The following is a 16,057-nucleotide window of genomic DNA, read 5'->3' on the forward strand; positions in this document are numbered from 1 at the left end:
CCCGGCCGGAGGCTCGACAGATCAACGCCAAGGCACCCTACGGGCCAATCGTAAGCAAGGGTCAGAACACTCCGGCCAGGACTACCTCATCCTTGCGGGACGCGGCAGAAACAGACTGACAATCGTAGCTGTCGCCGACGGTGCCGATCGAGGGCACCGCCCCGATCTCGGCCAGCCGCTCCCCGTAGCGAATCGATGTGAATTGCGATCCTGCATCGCTATGGCAGCGCAAGCCGGTCAGTGTGGTGCCGCGGGACCAGCGGGCCATCTCGATTGCATCCAGGACCATGGAGGTCCGCATGTGCGAGGCGACCCGCCAGCCGACAATCGCGCGCGAGCAGGCGTCGATGATGAAGCACACGTAGGCGACGCCGGCCCAGGTCGGCACATAGGTCAGGTCGGTGACCCACAGCTGGTTTGGCGTCTCGGCGGTGAACTGTCGGCCCACCAGGTCAGGGTGACGGGGCGCTTCAGGATCCGGGCGGGTGGTCCGTACCCTCTTGGTTCGTCGCACTCCTTCGATTCCCTCGGCACTCATGAGACGGGCCACCTGGTCCCGTCCGATCTGGTGGCCGGCGCGCTGGGCGGCCTTCCAGATCTTCCGAGCCCCGTAGACCCGGTAGTTCTCCTCCCACAGCTGCCGCACGATCGGGGCCATCACCGCATCCCGTTTCGATCGCACGGAGGGTGCACGGGACTTCGCGGAGTAGTACGTGCTCGGAGCCACCTGCACTCCTGCTTGGCGCAGGGCGGTGCAGATGGGCTCGACTCCGAGCTTGTGGCCATCGAAGAACTCGTGCCGGTTGGCGTCGATGAAGGCGACTATCTCTTGTGTTGGCGGTCGAGCTCCGCCCCGAAGAAAGAAGCAGCCCTCTTGAGAATTTCGTTGGCGCGGCGCAACTCGCGATTCTCCTGCTCCAAAGCCAGCATTCTCGCGGCCTCATCGGTGGTGACGCCCGGAGTGTGGCCGTCATCGACGTCGGCCTGCTTGACCCAGGTCCGCACCGACTCCGTCCCGTAACCGAGCTGTTCAGCCACCCGCTTCACGGTGCCCTGAGTGGTACCCAGCTCAGCGCGCAGGGTACGGACCATGCGTACCGCCGCGGCCTTCTCCTCCGCGCTGTACCGACGCGTGGTCGGCTGATCCTGCGAGATGTCCTTCGGCATAACCCCATCCTCGTTTCCAAGGTCAGGAGTCTCCAAGAAACCCAGGGCGATTCACTGATGTTCGGGCTGGTGAGTTATGTTCCGTTGGGGATGGCCTATCTCGCCCTGCTTCACTATTTCGGTCCTATCGGTTATCGCCAGTTGGATTCCCCGGGTCTGGGGTTGAGTATCGGCGCAGCATGGCTGCTGATTCTTGTGCCCGTCTTCATGTGGGTCAATCTGATGTTGGCCCGGCGCCTACCTCTCCCCCGATGGGTCACGTGGACTGGGGCGAGTATCTTTCTTCTCGGTCCATTTGCGTTCGAGCTTTTGCTCTCCTGACCATCTTCTGTCTGGTGCTGACCATTGGAGGACTGTAGCGGCCGTTCTTTCGAGAGGGATCGCCACAGTCCTCTAGTGGGCGGCAGCGGTCCAGGTTGTTGACTGTTCGTGGCGTTCCAAATGTTGATCGCACTACGCGGGAGCTCAACGGTTAGGCACTGGCCTTCGTCGATAGGATGCGGTCCGTGACTGATCCCGCTGAGCTCGCCCTGCCCGATGATTACCCGGCCTTTCTAGCCTGGCTGAAGTAGCACGTCCGGGGCGCCCGTCTACAAACTTTGCGTCGGGTCAACACGGACCTGCTCGGGCTCTACTGGAGGATCGGGCGGGACAGCCTGACCCGGCAACAACACCAGGGCTGGGGTAGCGGGGTCATTGGCCGGTTGGCCCAGGATCTGCGGGCTGAGTTCCCCCAGATGACGGGTTTCTCCCGCAGCAACCTGTTCTACATGCGGGCTTTCGCCGCGGCGTGGCCGGACTGGGACCCAAATGTCCCACAGCCTGTGGGACATTTGCCGTGGGGCCACGTCCGCGTCCTGCTGGATAAGCTCGATGCCGTGTCGGCGCGGGACCGTTATGCTGCCGCGGCCGTGGAGCATGGGTGGTCGCGGAATGTGTTGATGAACATGATCATGAACCGGTCCCTGGAGCGTTCCGGCACCGCCCCGTCGAACTTCGGCACCCATCTGGCGGCCCCGGATTCCGAGTTGGCGCAGCAGGTCGCCAAGGACCCGTATTCCTTTGAGTTCTTGGGCTTGTCCGGAGCTGTTGCAGAGCGTGATCTGGAGCAGGCCCTGATGGACCGGATCGCCGAGACGTTGTGGGAGCTGGGGCACGGCTTCGCTTTCGTGGGGCGTCAGGTGCACCTCGAGGTGGACGGAGATGACTTCTACATCGACCTGTTGTTCTTCCACGTCGAGCAGCTGCGTTGCTTCGTCATCGAGCTCAAGACTGGCAAGTTCCAACCGGAGTATGCCGGCAAGCTGAACTTCTACGTCGCCCTGGTTGATGACCTGCTCAAGCGCGAGGCTCACGCGCCCACGGTGGGGATCCTGATTTGCGGCAGCAAGAACGACCACACCGTCCGATACGCCTTGGGTCGGTCAACGTCACCACTGGCGGTTTCCGCCTACACCTACGATCAACTGCCGGCGGCCGACCGGAATCTGGTCCCTGCGGAGGACCAGCTCATCGCCGCTCTGGACGCGTTACCTGACGAGGAATCCTAGGCCCCGGCTTCGAGGAACTCCGGGGGCGCTCCCCCGTGGTGGCTGCTGTGTCTTGCAAGGAGTGGCCGCAGTGTCACCGGGTCTATCGCATGGCCGGCCCCGGGCGACGAAACCCGGGGCCGGTGGTGGCCCTTGTGGGGCCGGTACCCGTGGAGGGGTACGGAGGGTTGAGTTTAGTTCGTGTGGTGGCGGGTATCCCATGGTGGGGCGGTGTGCCGCTCGGCGGTAAATAGATCCACCCGTGTCGCGGCGGCGGGTGACGTTCCCTCGAGCATGGCCGTTAGGTGCGCCTCGACTTGGCTCCCGGTTGCGCTCGGGTCTGGAGCGAGACTCCAGTACCCGATGGGCTTGGCGTTGGGGTCGGTGATCGTCACGGCGTGACCGTTACTGTCAGTCCACGCGATCCAGTCTGGTAGGGCGGTGATCGCCAAGGGGCCAGCCACTATCGCGAGGTTGATGAGCCCGAGGGGAACGGCCGCCCAGGGTTGGTCGTGGGCGGCGGCGTAGCCGGCGGCCAAGAGAGTTGCGATCGTTGCTTCCAGGCGTAGCGCTAGGCCGGTGCGTGCCCGTGCCCCGGAGGGGCGTCGGGCCTCGCGCAGTTCGGCACGGTAGATCGTGATGGCCGCCAGGGGCAGCTCGCTGACGCGGGCGGCGGCCATGCCTGCCATGGTGTGGGGGGTGGCGCTCATGGGGGCTCCTGGTGTGGGTGGCGCTTGGCAGGGAGTCCCGCCGGGAGGGCGGGGGGTCCCTGCTAGTGCTCCTGCTGTTGGGCTGTTCCCAGCGTAGGCAGGTTCCCGGTGGTCGCGCCCGGGGACGGGGTCATCCTGTGGATAACCCCGCCCCCGGGTTACCGGGTTGGGATCACTGGGGCCGGTTCGTGGACCATGCCCGGTCTCGGTCGCGGGCGACCGGGGCCAGCTTTCCGGCGTTCGTCAGGTGGGAGATCAGTCGGGCGAACGTGTTGTCTGCGTCGGATTCGCAGGCTCGATCTGCGGTTCGTCCGGCGGCGGTGCCGCGTCCCTGCATCCAGTAGATGTGTGCCAGCAGGGCCAACAGGTGTGCGGCCTCAACGGTGTCGGCGTGCGTGACCAGCAGGCGCAGGGCGGCCTCTCCGGCTTCGACCTTCCCCCATACCACCGGCTCGCCCGGGTCGCCGGTGAAGATCGCTTCCCACCCGGGCCCGTCTCCGGCCCCGTAGGTGTCTGCGTGCAGGCGGTCCCGGGACTCGTAGAGGCTGAACGCGGCCCGCAAGGTGCGGATCTGGGCGGGGGTCGGCTCGGCTCCGGCCAGGACGGTAGCCCACAGGCCCCGGACTTCGGTCATGGCTTCCGCATGGTCCGTGCGCACCAGCCGGGCCCGCTCGGTCAGTGCGGGCTCTGCCGCCAACCCTGCAGGGGTGGGCAACTCGGGGATCTGGTCGCGTTCGTCCCGGTTGTAGGCGGTTTCCAGGCCGATCGCGGTCTGTCCGGGGTTCCATTCCCCCTCGGTCCCGTGGAACGCGGTGTAGTGGTTGCCAGCCACGTGGATCGTTTCGTGGATTGGCAGGCCGCGCTTGGTCATGGCCTCGGCCACGGCCTGGACCACGGCCGGGTCCGCGTCGAACCCGATAAACAGCGCGCCATCTGCGAGGGCGTGAGACAGGTTCTCGATGATCGAGTCCGCCACGGTCTGCGCCGGAACGTCAGTGCCGGGGGCATCGGTGCGGAGCACCGGGCCCAAGGCGTTGTCCTGCATCGGCAGCACGACCAGCGAATGGGTGGGCCGTAGGCCGAGAACTCCGGCGGCGTAGTCGAGAACATCAGCGATGGTGGTAGCGGTAAAGGTGGTCATTTCTTCCTCCACGGATAGGTGAAGGGGGTCGCGGTGCCAGCCCCGCGCTTCGTCGTTCCCCCGTATTTTTTTGCCTGCTGGCGAAACGCAGTGAGCTGCCCCGGACGGAGCCGGCATCAACCCGTAGGGCGGTGGAGGAGGAAAGTTCCGGGAGGAAAGAAGCGACCGAGGAACGAGGGAGCGCCGACCGGAAGTTTCCGGGGGAACCGGCCCCGACGCAGGAGGGGCTTGTGCCGGTGGAGCCGGGGCGCATCATCCGAAGGACAGCAGCAAAAAACGAAGAAGATCCGGCCCGTCAGGGCCGGCGTCCTGGTCGACGCCGTTCCGGCGGACCAGGACAAAACAGCCGGCCGCTTGCGGCCGCCCGCCTGTGGTGTTCCGAGCAGGCGAGGAACCCCACCGGCCTTGACTCGGATTCGCCTGTCGCGGACGTCAGCGTCGGACTATTATCGACTGCTTATTGTCGCGTCGGTGAGAACCCCGTGGGGGTAATTATTTCGTTTCAGGCATGTTGGACTGCGCCCGATTCCCGTCCTCGCAGCTCGGCGGTCTCGAGCTGGATGGTGGCGTGGTCGAAAGAGACTGGGAAGTGTTCCCGCAAACAGGCCTGCATCGTTTCCAGGACCTGCGGGGCATGTCCGGATTCGAAACACCGGTCATCGACGACGACGTGGGCAGTGATGACTGGCTGGCCGGTGCCGATCATTGAAGCGTGCAGATCGTGGACCTCGCGGACGTGGTCCAGTTCCAGGATGTGGGTCCGAACCTCGTCCAGGTCCACCCCCTTGGGGGTGAACTCCATGAGCACCCGCACGGTCTCTCGCAGAAGCATGAAGGCGCGGGGAACGATCAGGGCGGCGATGAACAGGGCAGCGATGGTGTCGGCCTGTTGGAATCCGGTGGTGTTGATGACGATGGCAGCGATGATCACCCCCAACGACCCAAGGGCGTCGTTGAAGACCTCTAGGAACGCGGCGCGCATGTTGAAGTTCGCACCCCGGCTGGTTGCCAGCACCGCGATGGCGGCGATGTTGGCGACTAGCCCAACGATGCCGAAGACCAGCAGTTCGGTGCCGGGCACCTCCTGGGGTTCGAAGAGCCGGCGGATGCCTTCGACGGCGGCATAGGTGCCAACCACGAGCAGCAAAGCTGCCTGACCGAGAGCGGCGACGACCTCGATCCGGGCGAATCCCCATGTCCGGTTGCTGTTCGCTGGGCGCAGCATCATGGTCGCGGCGATGACGGCCACCAGCAGCCCGGAGGCGTCGCCCACGGCATGGGCGGTGTCGGTCAGGAGGGCCAGGCTGCCGGTGACCACGCTGCCGACGGCCTGGGCCACCACGATGACCGCAGTCAGGCCGAAAGCGACGAGCAGCCGGCGGCGCATCCCCCGGTCGGCTCGCTGCGGCACCTGGCCATGATTGTGTCCGGCGCCCATCAGCCCTCCCCGGCGGCCAGTTCATCGTGATCGTGATGGTCGCGCAGCGATAGTGCGACACCTGAGGCGCTGAGCAGCTCGTCCGCAATCGCCATGAGTTCGGCCAGCCGGCCCGGATCGGCCAGGCGGAACCACGAGGACCGCCCCTCTGCGCGTACCGTGACCAACCCGCAGTCCCGCAGGCAGGCCAGGTGCTTACTCACCGTGGACTGAGCCAGATGCATGTGGTCCACGAGGTCCCGCACCCGGTGCTCACCGGTGGCCAGGTGCTCCAACAGTGCCAGACGGGTCGGCTCAGACAGGGCGTGGAACAACGCCGCATAGGCACCACGGTCCTTCAAGCCCGCAGACTCGGCATGCAGAGGATAAATCGTCATACGACGATGATATCCCCGTACGGCGTTACTTGGAATCGTCGTGCCGAACCGACAGACCTCTGGGGCTTTCGGATGCTGGTCCCATGGAAGAACCGGGAAGGCCACCTCTCGCTGTAATGGTGATGCAGGACCGGTATGCACCCGGGTCGCTTCAAGAGGTCGAGCTGGGTGCGCTTTCATGGCGTGGGGCCCGATACAGGATCAATGCGGTCAGCAGGAAAGCCATCGGGGCGAACCCAGCCACCAGCACCGAGATTCCGGCCAGTTGCTGGTCCAGGGTGACCGGTGGCCCCCACGTGCGTGCCATGTTGACGAACCAGTCGGGCTCCAGCACCGGGAGGACTCCGGCGGCCAGCACGATGGCCCAGAGCAACAGCGCACCGGCCAGGATCGCTGCGGTGCGGATCTGAGCGGTTCGCGGTATCGGACGCCCGCTGGAGGGTGCGATCACCGAGGTCATGAAGCAGAATCCCACGGCGAGGAAGTACAGGTTCGCGACTTGGTGGACGATCCAGTATTCCAGCACCAGGCGGAAGAGTGGGGTGTAGTAGACCAGCCCGAGCGAGGCAGCCAGCACGACGGCATTGAGGGCCGGGTATGACAGCGCTGGGCGTACGACGTCCACCCATTCGCGGGCGCCCCGGATGCCGTCGGTGCGACGGGCGACCGTGCGGGCCATCAGCTGCAGGGGCGCACCGAGGACCAGCAGCAGCGGGACGAGAACGGCCAGGGCCAGCAGCATGAGGGAGTGGGCGCTGAAGAGGACCATGCCGTAGATGGTTGGTGCCGAGCAGGTGACGTAGAGCAGCACGGCCAGTCCCGTCATCCAGCTGGCGGTTCGTTGCCACGGCCAGACCTGGGCCTTGCGCACGCCGAGGAGGTAGACGGCGGCAGCGACGGCAACGAAGGCCACCCAGAGCCAGTCCCAGCGCCACTCGGTGAGCCACCGGTCCCAGCTCAGTTCGGGGGGCAGCAGGTAGCCGGTGAGGACCTCGGCCGGGGTGATCGCCGGTTCGATCTCCTGGGGCACCGGTGGTGCGGTCCGGCCCAGGGCCGCGGTCACTCCGATGATGCTGGCCATGATGCCCAGCTCGACGATGACCAGTCGCCAGGCCGTCCGGCCGGCCGAGACGGTCTCGAGCCGTCCGATGGCCCATCGGCGGTGGGCTAGGCCGATGGCTCCCAGCAGCAGGGTCGCGGCGGCTTTGATCAGGATCAGTTGGCCGTACCGGGTAAACAGCCCCTCCCAGTCCCCCAGGCGCAACACGGAGTTGACCACCCCGGAGGCGAAGACGAGGAAGAACGCCACACCTGCCAGCGTCGAGAAGCGTTCCAACACCGTCCTGGCCAGCGGGACACCACCGGAGGTGTTGGCCCCGGCCTGGGAACCGGTCAATGCCGGGACCACGACCACGAGGGCGGCCACGCCACCCACCCAGACCAGGACGCCGAGCCAGTGCACAACCAGGGCGCCGACGCCGGCAAAGTGGTCGTCGCTGCCGGCTGCGTGCCCGACCAGGGAGATCGGGATGGCCGTGGATAGGGCGAGAAAGGTGGTGGCGACCAAGGCGACTGGAGACCGGACCAGAAAGGTCAGGGTACAGACGGTGAAGGCGATCGCTACGACGGTGGCCCAAGCCTGGCCGACGAGCAGGTCGGTGCCGAAGTAGACCAGCTCGCGGGCGAACGCCTCGCTGCCGGACACCGGCTGCCCGGAGAGATTGGCATAGGTCAGCACGAAGACGGCCACCGCAGAAAATACCCAGACAATCGAGACGGCGGAGGCAGTGGCCATGGCGCGGGTGAAGGCTGGATGGGGATCCTGCCGCTGTTCTCGGTCACCGGCAGCGCCTGCTGCCCGGTCACGCCAGGGCGGCAGGAGGGCGACCGCGAAGAGTAGGCAGCCGGCCACCACTGCGACCGCGAGATGATGGACGGTCAGAACGATCGGCAGGGCCCACCGGGCGAAGGCGCCCGGGTCCAGGGTCTCGCGTTCGGCGACGGCCCCGGAAAACGCGGCGCTGGCGGCGACGACGGCCGTGGCGAGGACAAAGGCCGCCACCAGCCAGATCCAGGCCCGTCCCGATCGGCGTTGCTGGGCTGCGGATTCCGGATGATCAGCGCTCGACGGTTGACCCATGGAAACCCCGGCCGGCGTGTCGGTAGTCATTCACTGGACCCCGGGCCGTCCGTTCGACCTCGACGGGCCAGGACAGTCACGACGACGACCGCCAGAGCGAGAAGCAGCACGCCCAGCGCAATGACGAAGCCGATCGGGAAGCCCGGTCCGGCATCCTCGGAGGCCGGTGCCGCCGTGTCGGTCATCGGGGCCGTCGTGGGCTCGGTTGTGGTGGCGGCAGGCGGCGACTGGCTCGAGGCCGGCGTGCTGGGGGTTGAGGATGGGTCGGCGGCGGCCCCGGCCGCAGTGAAGCTGAACGTGCCTTCGATCGGGTGGGAGTCCGAGGACACCACACGCCAGGTCACGGTGTACTCACCGGCGGGGGTGTCGGGCTTGAGTGCCTGAGAAGCCGTATTGCCGGAGATCTCCACTTCCCCGGCAGCCCAGTTCTCGCCCTGGTCGTCCTCGACCAGGATCTGTGAGCCCAGAGACAGCGGGGTATCGGTGAAGACGATGTCGATGGCCTCCGGGACCGTCTCCAGATTCTGCCCGTCGTCAGGATTCGTTCCCGTCACAGCATCATGAGCCGAGGCCGGGGAAAGGGGGGCCAGCAGGACCAGCATCAGCACTGCCAGGAAGGCCAGGATGGGGCCAAGTGGCCGCACGGCCTGTCGTCGCAACAACTTCTACCTCCTGTAGAAAACGCCCTTAGCGTACCAACGGATCGCGCCAGAGTCGGAAAGCATGAGCGATCACGAGTCGAAGGGCGGGCCGGCGGATAGTCCAGGCCGGAGAAGGGCTTTACCGCGATGGGCCCGGAGGTGTTCCGGCGGCGAGTTGTTCGAGGTAGGCGTTGTACGCATCAAGCTCCGGGGTGCCGTTGAGGTCGGCTTCGGCATCGGCACGGCGGGCTTGGCGGGTGTCCGCGCGGAACCACTGGTGGGCGATGAAGACCAGGATCAGCACGGTGGGCAGTTCGCCGTAGGCCCAGGCCAGGCCACCGGCGATCTGCTGGTCCTCCATCGGATCGAGGCCCCAGCTGGCCGGGGGCGTGGCGAAGAACTCCACGATCGGGGTGGTGGCCATCATCAGGACCACCCCGAAGAAGGCGTGCAGCGGCATCTCGATGGCCACATCGAACATGCGGCCGCCAAAGCCCTGCCTGGCTGGCAAGGGGTCGCTGGATAGCAGCGGGATGGTGAACAGGACCCCCGAGGCCAAGAACAGCAGTTCCAGGCCCGTGTGGCCGTACCAGGTGGGCAATAGTCGGTCGTCCAGCCCACTGAGGTAGATCCCGTAGTACGTGATCAGGAACAGCGGGATGGTGAATCCCGGGTGAAGGGCGATCCGGCCCAGCCGGGAGCGCAGGCCGGCTTGGGCCAGTCGCAGCACCGCCCTGCCAGGTCCGCGGTGAGGGGTGGCCCGCAGTAACAGGGTGCCCGGGCTGCCCAACACCAATAGCGGGGGGATGGCGATCATCAAGGTCAGTTGTTGGAAGATGAACACGGAGAACATCTTCAGCCCGTAGCCTTCGACTCCGGCGCCCATGGTCACCGCGATAACCGCGCACCCCAGCAAGAAGCACAGGGTCCTCCACACCGGCCACCGACGTCTGGCGCTCCAGAGCCGCAGCGCCCCGGCCAGATACAGCAAGCCCAGCACCACGGCGATGGCGGGGATCAGCGGGATCGGCTGCAAGGTGGGAGCGAGGAAGTTCTCCAGGCTGGGGGGCTCCGTCGGGATCCAGACCGGTCCGTCCATGCCGGCCTCATCCATGGTTGCAGGGAGCCTTGGCTGTCATCGGCCTAGTCTTCCACGCCCGGGAGCGGGACCCCGTAATCCGGGTTCCGCCTAGATGGACGCAGGTCCTCGAAGACCTGCGGATGCCGCCGGGCTGACCCAGATCGCTTTGGTTTCCTCCGGGGCCAGGACCAGCGGGGCTTGGTCGTTGCCCGGGAGGCTGATGGTCAGTTCACCGGCCTCACGCTCACCCACCCGGACCGTCTGGCCAGGCCGCAGGCCGTGGCCGCTGAAGCGATTCAGGCGGGCGGGATCGGCATCCGAGACCCTCGCGATGCGGTAGATGTCGGGGGCGGCGTCGGCCAGGCGGATGGCGTGGGCCGGTCGGTGGGTGTGGCCCTCCACGGTCGGGATGGGGTCTCCGTGCGGGTCGCGGTCGGGGTGGCCGAGCAGGGCGTCGATACGTTCGATGAGCGTTTGGGAGGCGGCGTGTTCGAGCCGATCGGCCTCGTCGTGGACCTGGTCCCAGGAGTAGCCCAGGGTGGTGACCAGGAAAGTCTCGAGAAGCCGGTGGCGGCGGACCATGGCCACGGCGTAGTCCCGTCCGGCTGCGGTGAGGTTGACCGGTTTGTACGGGCGGTACTCCACCAGCCCCTGGGCGGCCAGACGTTTGACGGTGTCGGCGACGTTCGGGGCCGTGGTGCCGAGGCGGGAGGCCAGGGCGGTGGTGGTGATGGGCGGGTCTCCCCATTCGGTGGCCGACCAAATGACCTTGAGGTAGTCCTGGGCCACGGGGGTGAGCTCGCTCGGGTCCATACCGGCCACGCTACCCAACCCCGGGGTCTCAGCCTTGCCGGTGGTCATCAGCCTTGGCCGGTGGCCATTAGCCCGATCAGGGCCAGATTCAGTGCCACGATCAGGCCCACGACCACCCAGGCCGCCACTTGCAACGGCGCCCGATTGGTGAAGGACCCCATCACCGTGTGGTTGCCGGTCAGGGCGACCAGGGGGATCAGGGCGAAGGGGATGCCCAGGCTCAGCACCACCTGGGAAAGCACGAGCGCCCACGTCGGCTCCACCCCGGCGGCAATGACCGCCAGCGCCGGAATCAGGGTGATGGCCCGGCGGGCTGCCTGCGGGATGTTCCGGTGCAGCAGCCCGGCCATGATGGTCGAGCCGGCGTAGCAGCCCACCGAGGTCGAGGCCAGCCCGGAGGCCAGCAGCCCCAGGCCGAAGGCGATACCGACCACCGGGCCCAGCGCGGTGGTGATCGCTGCATGGGCGCCCTCGATGCTGTCGGTGCCGGGAACCCCGGCCAGGTTGCCAGCGGCCAGCAGCAGCATGGCGATATTCACGGACCCGGCCACCAGCAGGGACAGCACCACATCCCAGCGGGTCGCGGTCAGCAGCCGCGGCAGCGCCGCGGTGGGGAGCGGGCTGCCGTGCCGGTCCCGGGCCAGGGACGAATGTGCGTAGATCGCGTGCGGCATGACCGTGGCCCCGAGCATGCTGGCGGCCAGCAGCACGGTCTGGACGCCTTCGAAGCGCGGCACGATCCCGGCCACCGCCGCACCCCAGGAGACCGGGCCGAAGAACAGGCCGGCGACGAAGCCGAGGGTCACGATCACCAGCAGGCCGATCACGACGAACTCGAAGGGCCGCTGGCCGTGCCGGGACTGGATGACCAGCAACAGCATCGAGACCACCCCGATGATCAGTCCGCCTAGAAGCAGGGGGATCCCGAAGAGGATGTGCAGGGCGATCGCCCCGCCCAGCACCTCGGCCAGGTCGGTGGCCGCGGCCACGGCCTCGGCCTGCACCCAGTAGGCCAGCCGCCTGCCCCGTGGCAGCCGCTTGCCCAGCAGCTCGGGCAGCGAGGACCCGGTGACCAGCCCGAGCTTGGCCGAGAGGTACTGCACCAGCACGGCCATCAGGTTCGCGGCCACCAGCACCCACACCAGCAGGTACCCGTACTGGGCCCCCGCGGTGAGGTTGGCCGCCACATTGCCCGGGTCCACGTAGGCCACCGCCGCCACGAAGGCCGGCCCCAACAGCCAGGGCACCGGCTGGCGCCGGACCCAGCACTGCCCGGCCGCCGCTTCTGAGACGGTCTCGGCCCTTGTCGTCATCCTCGATGGTGCCCGCATGAAAGTTAAGCTACACGAACTTTCGCCGAGGGAGATTGGCTGAGCAATGGCCGACGTGGCCGCGGGTGAGGTCTTCATCCGGCCGGCGCCAACGACCTACGGTCGGTGACAGGGTCGGCCCGAGCCGACCGGCGCCCCATAACAGCTCCACCGAGGAAGGGGAACGTCATGACCGACCGTGTGCAGCAGATGCTGGAGGCCTACCCGAAGGAGGTGGGCAGCATCGACCGGCAGAAACTGGCCGAGTGCATCGCCGCCTGCCTCGAATGCGCCCAGACCTGCACGGCCTGCGCGGATGCCTGCCTGGCCGAGGACACCGTCGCCGAGTTGAGAGAGTGCATCCGCAAGAACCTGGACTGCGCCGACATTTGTGCCGCCACCGGGGCGGTACTGTCCCGCCAGACCGGCACCAACATCGAGACCACCCGGGCGCTGCTGGAGGCCTGCCGGAGCGCCTGCAAGACCTGCGGGGACGACTGTGCTTCCCACGCCCAGATGCACGAACACTGCGGGATCTGCGCCGAGGCCTGCCGGCGGTGCGAACACACCTGCGCGGAGCTGCTCACAGCCATGGGCTGAACCGGCACCAACCACGGCCGGCAAAGTGTCTGGCCGCCGTCCCGCTGTTGCGGGCCTAGGTGTAGGCGGAGATGGCCGCGAAGAGGGCGAAACCGCCAGTGAGGGCGATAGGTTCCCATTTGCTGGTGGGGTGTTCGTGGGCTTCGGTGATCATTTCCTCGACCACCACGCTGGTCAGAGCCCCGCCAGTCAGGGCCAGTACGGCCAGGGTGAAGATCTCCGGGGCCTGGCGCAGGGCGAAATAGCCCAGAGTGGCCCCCATCAGGATGGGGGCCGCGAAGGCGGCCGCCATGAGGATGCGGGTGCGGCGGCGGATGCCGGCCCGTCGCAAGGTGGCGATCGCCGCGAAGCCCTCGGGCACGTCGGCCGGGACCTGGCCGATGGCCAGCAGCAGGCCCAGAGAGGGGTTCAGGACGGTTGCGGTGCCGATCATCACCCCGTCGCTGAACAGGTCAAGGGACACCCCGGTGAAGATCGCCAGCGGCCCGCTGACCTCGCCACCGGCGCCGAGGCGTTTCCGAATCGAGCCAATGAGCCACTCGATGCCCACGAACAGGGCTCCGCCGCCAATGAAGGCCAGGATCGGCACCCATGGGTCCGAGGCGGTCAGCGCCTCGGGCATCAGCTCGAGCCCGACCACGGCCATCACGATGCCCGCGGCCAGGTGCAGGGACAGGGACAGAGCCCGTCCGGAGACCGTGAGCAGCTCGGCGGTCAGTCCGCCGAGGAAGTTGCCGGCCGCCGGCAGTGCGGCCAGGGCCAGAACGAGGACGAAACCCTCCATATTTGCCGCCTTCTCGTGGTGGACACATCAACTCATCCCGGTCTCGGCCCGTACTCGGCCCTAATAGGGCCCTCGCGTGCCGTGGCCGTTTTCACCGCTCCGGTGCGAACGGTTCGAGCCGGGCTGGGCTGATACCAGATCAGAGGTCGGATGCTTCAACGGCCGAGGGCAACGCGGCCATGGCCGTCACGGGTTGTGATGCGGTTGACGTTGAAATCGGCCCCAACCAGGAGCTCCGGGTCTGACTCGGGATATCGCGGTGACCGCCAGCTGGGCTTACGCCGCGCTCACGGGGTCCTGAGATCCTTCCGCGATGTGCGCTATTCGCCCCGTGCTTCTCTGAGATGCGCGACCGGCACACCCCGGCAACAACAAGCCGGATGGCGATTGCAAGCGCGCACGATTTCGCCCCGTTTGACCATGCATCCACAATCAGCACATGACATCTCCATGAGGTCAGGCTATCGAACGGCATCGCGACCTCGAAGAGACAGTCATATGCCGCAGGCAGCCACCGCGAAGATCTTGGTCGCCGTGTGCAAGACAGCGCTGCATCCCTGTGGTCCCGTCCGGCATCGACGGGCTGCTCCGTAGGGCTTGCCGTCCGACGCAGGCGGCGCAGGTGTCCTGGTGGCAGCTACTGCGGGGCTTCTGCGGTGTCGCGGTCGTGCTCCGTGGTGGCCAAGATGAGCACGGCCACCACCCCGCCGACGATGAAGATGTCCGCTATGTTGCCGATGAACCAGTCTCCATAGGCGATGAAGTCCACGATATGCCCCTGCCCGACCGAGGGTGGGCGCAGGAGCCGGTCACCCAGGTGGGAGACCGCCGCGCCACCGAGGCACCCAATCACAATGGCCCAGGACAGAGTTCGGACCCGAAGGGTGAACCAGATCGCCACCCCGACGGCCACAGCCGAGATGATGGTGAAGATCCAGGTCGCGTCAGTGCCGAGCGAGAAGGCCGCGCCAGGGTTATAGATCAACTGGAGCCCGAGCAGATCTCCTAGGATCGGAACTCGCTCACCCAGGGAAAGGGCGTGCTCCGCCCACCACTTGGTCGACTGGTCCAGGACCGCTACGCCGACCCCGATCCCGACAGTCAGGAGCACGAGGGGATACCTGCGTCGGTCTTTCATTCGTTACCTTTCGTGGTGCGCCCGTTTCCCGGCGCAGGGTGAATCGGCTGAACCCCCGCGCGACGCGTGAAGACATTGAAAGGAACTGGAGGGCGCTGGCAGGGAGGCCTTCACCGTGTCTGCGGAGTCTCTGTCCGGCAGGCACAGCGAAGGTTCATCCCACGGTGGCGGGCTGAGCCTGCCGGTCGGTAAGGGGCTCCAGGGTGGAGCGTCGTCCGGTGGCAGCGCGAAGGCCGTTAAGGATGACGATGACCTCGGCGACCTCGTGGACCAACACGACGGCGGCCAATCCAAGGACGCCGGTGATGGCCAGCGGCACCAGGACGGCGATGATCAACAGTGACAGGACGATGTTCTGGTTGATGATTCGACGGCCGCGGCGGGCGTGCGCCAGAGCCTGGGGAATCAGACGCAGATCATGGCCAGTGAAGGCGACATCGGCAGACTCGATAGCCGCATCCGAACCGGAGGCGCCCATGGCGATGCCGACATCGGCGGCGGCCAGGGCCGGGGCATCGTTGATGCCGTCGCCGATCATCGCGGTCGGCCCGGCACCGGAGAGCTGATTGACGGCGGCCGCCTTGTCCTCGGGGCGCAGCTCTGCGCGCACATCCTCGATGCCGGCCTGAGCAGCGATCGCCTGAGCGGTGCGGGTGTTGTCGCCGGTGAGCATCGTCAGCCCGATGCCCTGGCCGGTCAGGGTGGTCACGACGGCGGGGACCTCGGGGCGCAGCTCGTCCCGGACCCCGATCGCTCCGGCCGGCGACCCGTCGCGGTGGACGATAACCACGGTCATGCCCTGCCCCTCCATGCTCTGGACGTCTTGAGCGAGGGGACCGGGGCTGAGCCATCGGGGGCTGCCGACGGTGACCGTGGCGCCATCGAGACGGCCGGTGATGCCGTGCCCGGCGGTCTCAGTGATGTCGGCGGCCGCAGGCGTGGTGGGAGCAGCTGCGGTGATCGCGGCGGCCAGCGGGTGGGTGCTATGCCGTTCCAGGGCGGCAGCCCAGCTCAGCACGTCCTGCTCAGAGACCTCATCGATGGTGAGGATTGCGGTGACGGTGGGCTGATTGCGGGTCAGGGTGCCGGTCTTGTCCACGGCGAGGTGGCGGACCCCGCCGAGGCGTTCGAAGGCCGCCCCGGACTTGATGACGACCCCGAACCGGCTGGCCGCGCCGATCGCCGAGA

The 16,057-nt window shown here is 67.0% G+C and carries 13 protein-coding genes, 2 pseudogenes and 1 other annotated feature; of the genes and pseudogenes, 2 read left to right on the plus strand and 13 right to left on the minus strand.

The window, feature by feature from the left end:
- Positions 1-121 precede the first annotated feature (121 nt).
- Positions 122-1,167, minus strand: a pseudogene (locus tag BOSE125_RS16940) (IS3 family transposase); the annotation flags it as partial.
- Positions 719-868: a sequence feature (AL1L pseudoknot), on the minus strand. (Overlaps the previous pseudogene by 150 nt.)
- Positions 1,168-1,673: 506 nt before the next feature.
- Between BOSE125_RS16940 and BOSE125_RS18155 the strand changes: the two are divergent.
- Positions 1,674-2,717, plus strand: a pseudogene (locus BOSE125_RS18155) (YhcG family protein).
- Between the two features lie 173 nt (positions 2,718-2,890).
- Here BOSE125_RS18155 and BOSE125_RS16950 read toward each other — a convergent pair.
- The 9 genes from BOSE125_RS16950 to BOSE125_RS16990 all read right to left on the minus strand — a co-directional run bounded on the left by BOSE125_RS16950 (position 2,891) and on the right by BOSE125_RS16990 (position 12,350).
- Positions 2,891-3,406, minus strand: coding sequence for a hypothetical protein (locus BOSE125_RS16950; protein ID WP_159555355.1), 516 nt, complete (start codon positions 3,404-3,406; stop codon positions 2,891-2,893).
- Between the two features lie 172 nt (positions 3,407-3,578).
- Positions 3,579-4,547: a DUF4192 family protein gene (locus BOSE125_RS16955; RefSeq protein ID WP_159555357.1), complete on the minus strand. Its 969-nt coding sequence runs from the start codon at positions 4,545-4,547 to the stop codon at positions 3,579-3,581.
- A 502-nt stretch (positions 4,548-5,049) separates the two neighbouring features.
- A complete protein-coding gene (locus BOSE125_RS16960; protein WP_159555359.1) occupies positions 5,050-5,985 on the minus strand; it encodes a cation diffusion facilitator family transporter in 936 nt (311 codons plus the stop codon).
- On the minus strand, positions 5,985-6,362 hold the full coding sequence (locus BOSE125_RS16965) for a helix-turn-helix transcriptional regulator (protein WP_159555361.1): 378 nt from the start codon (positions 6,360-6,362) through the stop codon (positions 5,985-5,987). The genes BOSE125_RS16960 and BOSE125_RS16965 overlap by 1 nt, the downstream gene beginning before the upstream one ends.
- A 151-nt stretch (positions 6,363-6,513) precedes the next feature.
- Entirely contained in the window at positions 6,514-8,532 is a 2,019-nt protein-coding gene (locus tag BOSE125_RS16970; protein WP_229672826.1) for a cytochrome c oxidase assembly protein, read from the minus strand.
- The gene (locus tag BOSE125_RS16975; protein ID WP_229672824.1) at positions 8,529-9,161 is read right to left on the minus strand and encodes a copper resistance CopC family protein; all 633 of its coding nucleotides are present in this window, start codon (positions 9,159-9,161) and stop codon (positions 8,529-8,531) included. Before BOSE125_RS16975 ends, BOSE125_RS16970 begins: the two co-directional genes overlap by 4 nt.
- A 121-nt stretch (positions 9,162-9,282) precedes the next feature.
- Entirely contained in the window at positions 9,283-10,257 is a 975-nt protein-coding gene (locus tag BOSE125_RS16980; protein WP_159555363.1) for a cytochrome c oxidase assembly protein, read from the minus strand.
- Between the two features lie 75 nt (positions 10,258-10,332).
- Entirely contained in the window at positions 10,333-11,085 is a 753-nt protein-coding gene (locus BOSE125_RS16985) for a metal-dependent transcriptional regulator (RefSeq protein WP_236558210.1), read from the minus strand.
- Positions 11,085-12,350, minus strand: coding sequence for an Nramp family divalent metal transporter (locus tag BOSE125_RS16990; RefSeq protein ID WP_159555365.1), 1,266 nt, complete (start codon positions 12,348-12,350; stop codon positions 11,085-11,087). Before BOSE125_RS16990 ends, BOSE125_RS16985 begins: the two co-directional genes overlap by 1 nt.
- A gap of 186 nt (positions 12,351-12,536) precedes the next feature.
- Here BOSE125_RS16990 and BOSE125_RS16995 point away from each other — a divergent pair, with 186 nt between their 5' ends.
- Positions 12,537-12,947, plus strand: a complete 411-nt coding sequence (locus tag BOSE125_RS16995) for a four-helix bundle copper-binding protein (RefSeq protein ID WP_159555367.1) — start codon at positions 12,537-12,539, stop codon at positions 12,945-12,947.
- A gap of 55 nt (positions 12,948-13,002) precedes the next feature.
- Here the strand turns inward: BOSE125_RS16995 and BOSE125_RS17000 are convergent, their stop codons facing one another.
- The 3 genes from BOSE125_RS17000 to BOSE125_RS17010 form a co-directional block, all read right to left on the minus strand.
- Positions 13,003-13,731, minus strand: a complete 729-nt coding sequence (locus BOSE125_RS17000) for a ZIP family metal transporter (protein WP_159555369.1) — start codon at positions 13,729-13,731, stop codon at positions 13,003-13,005.
- A 637-nt stretch (positions 13,732-14,368) separates the two neighbouring features.
- Entirely contained in the window at positions 14,369-14,842 is a 474-nt protein-coding gene (locus BOSE125_RS17005; RefSeq protein ID WP_236558211.1) for a signal peptidase II, read from the minus strand.
- A 181-nt stretch (positions 14,843-15,023) separates the two neighbouring features.
- On the minus strand, positions 15,024-16,057 hold a 1,034-nt coding region (locus tag BOSE125_RS17010), incomplete at its 5' end, for a cation-translocating P-type ATPase (RefSeq protein ID WP_159555373.1).

Origin of the sequence: Citricoccus sp. K5, assembly GCF_902506195.1 — a bacterium.
GTDB lineage: Bacteria > Actinomycetota > Actinomycetes > Actinomycetales > Micrococcaceae > Citricoccus.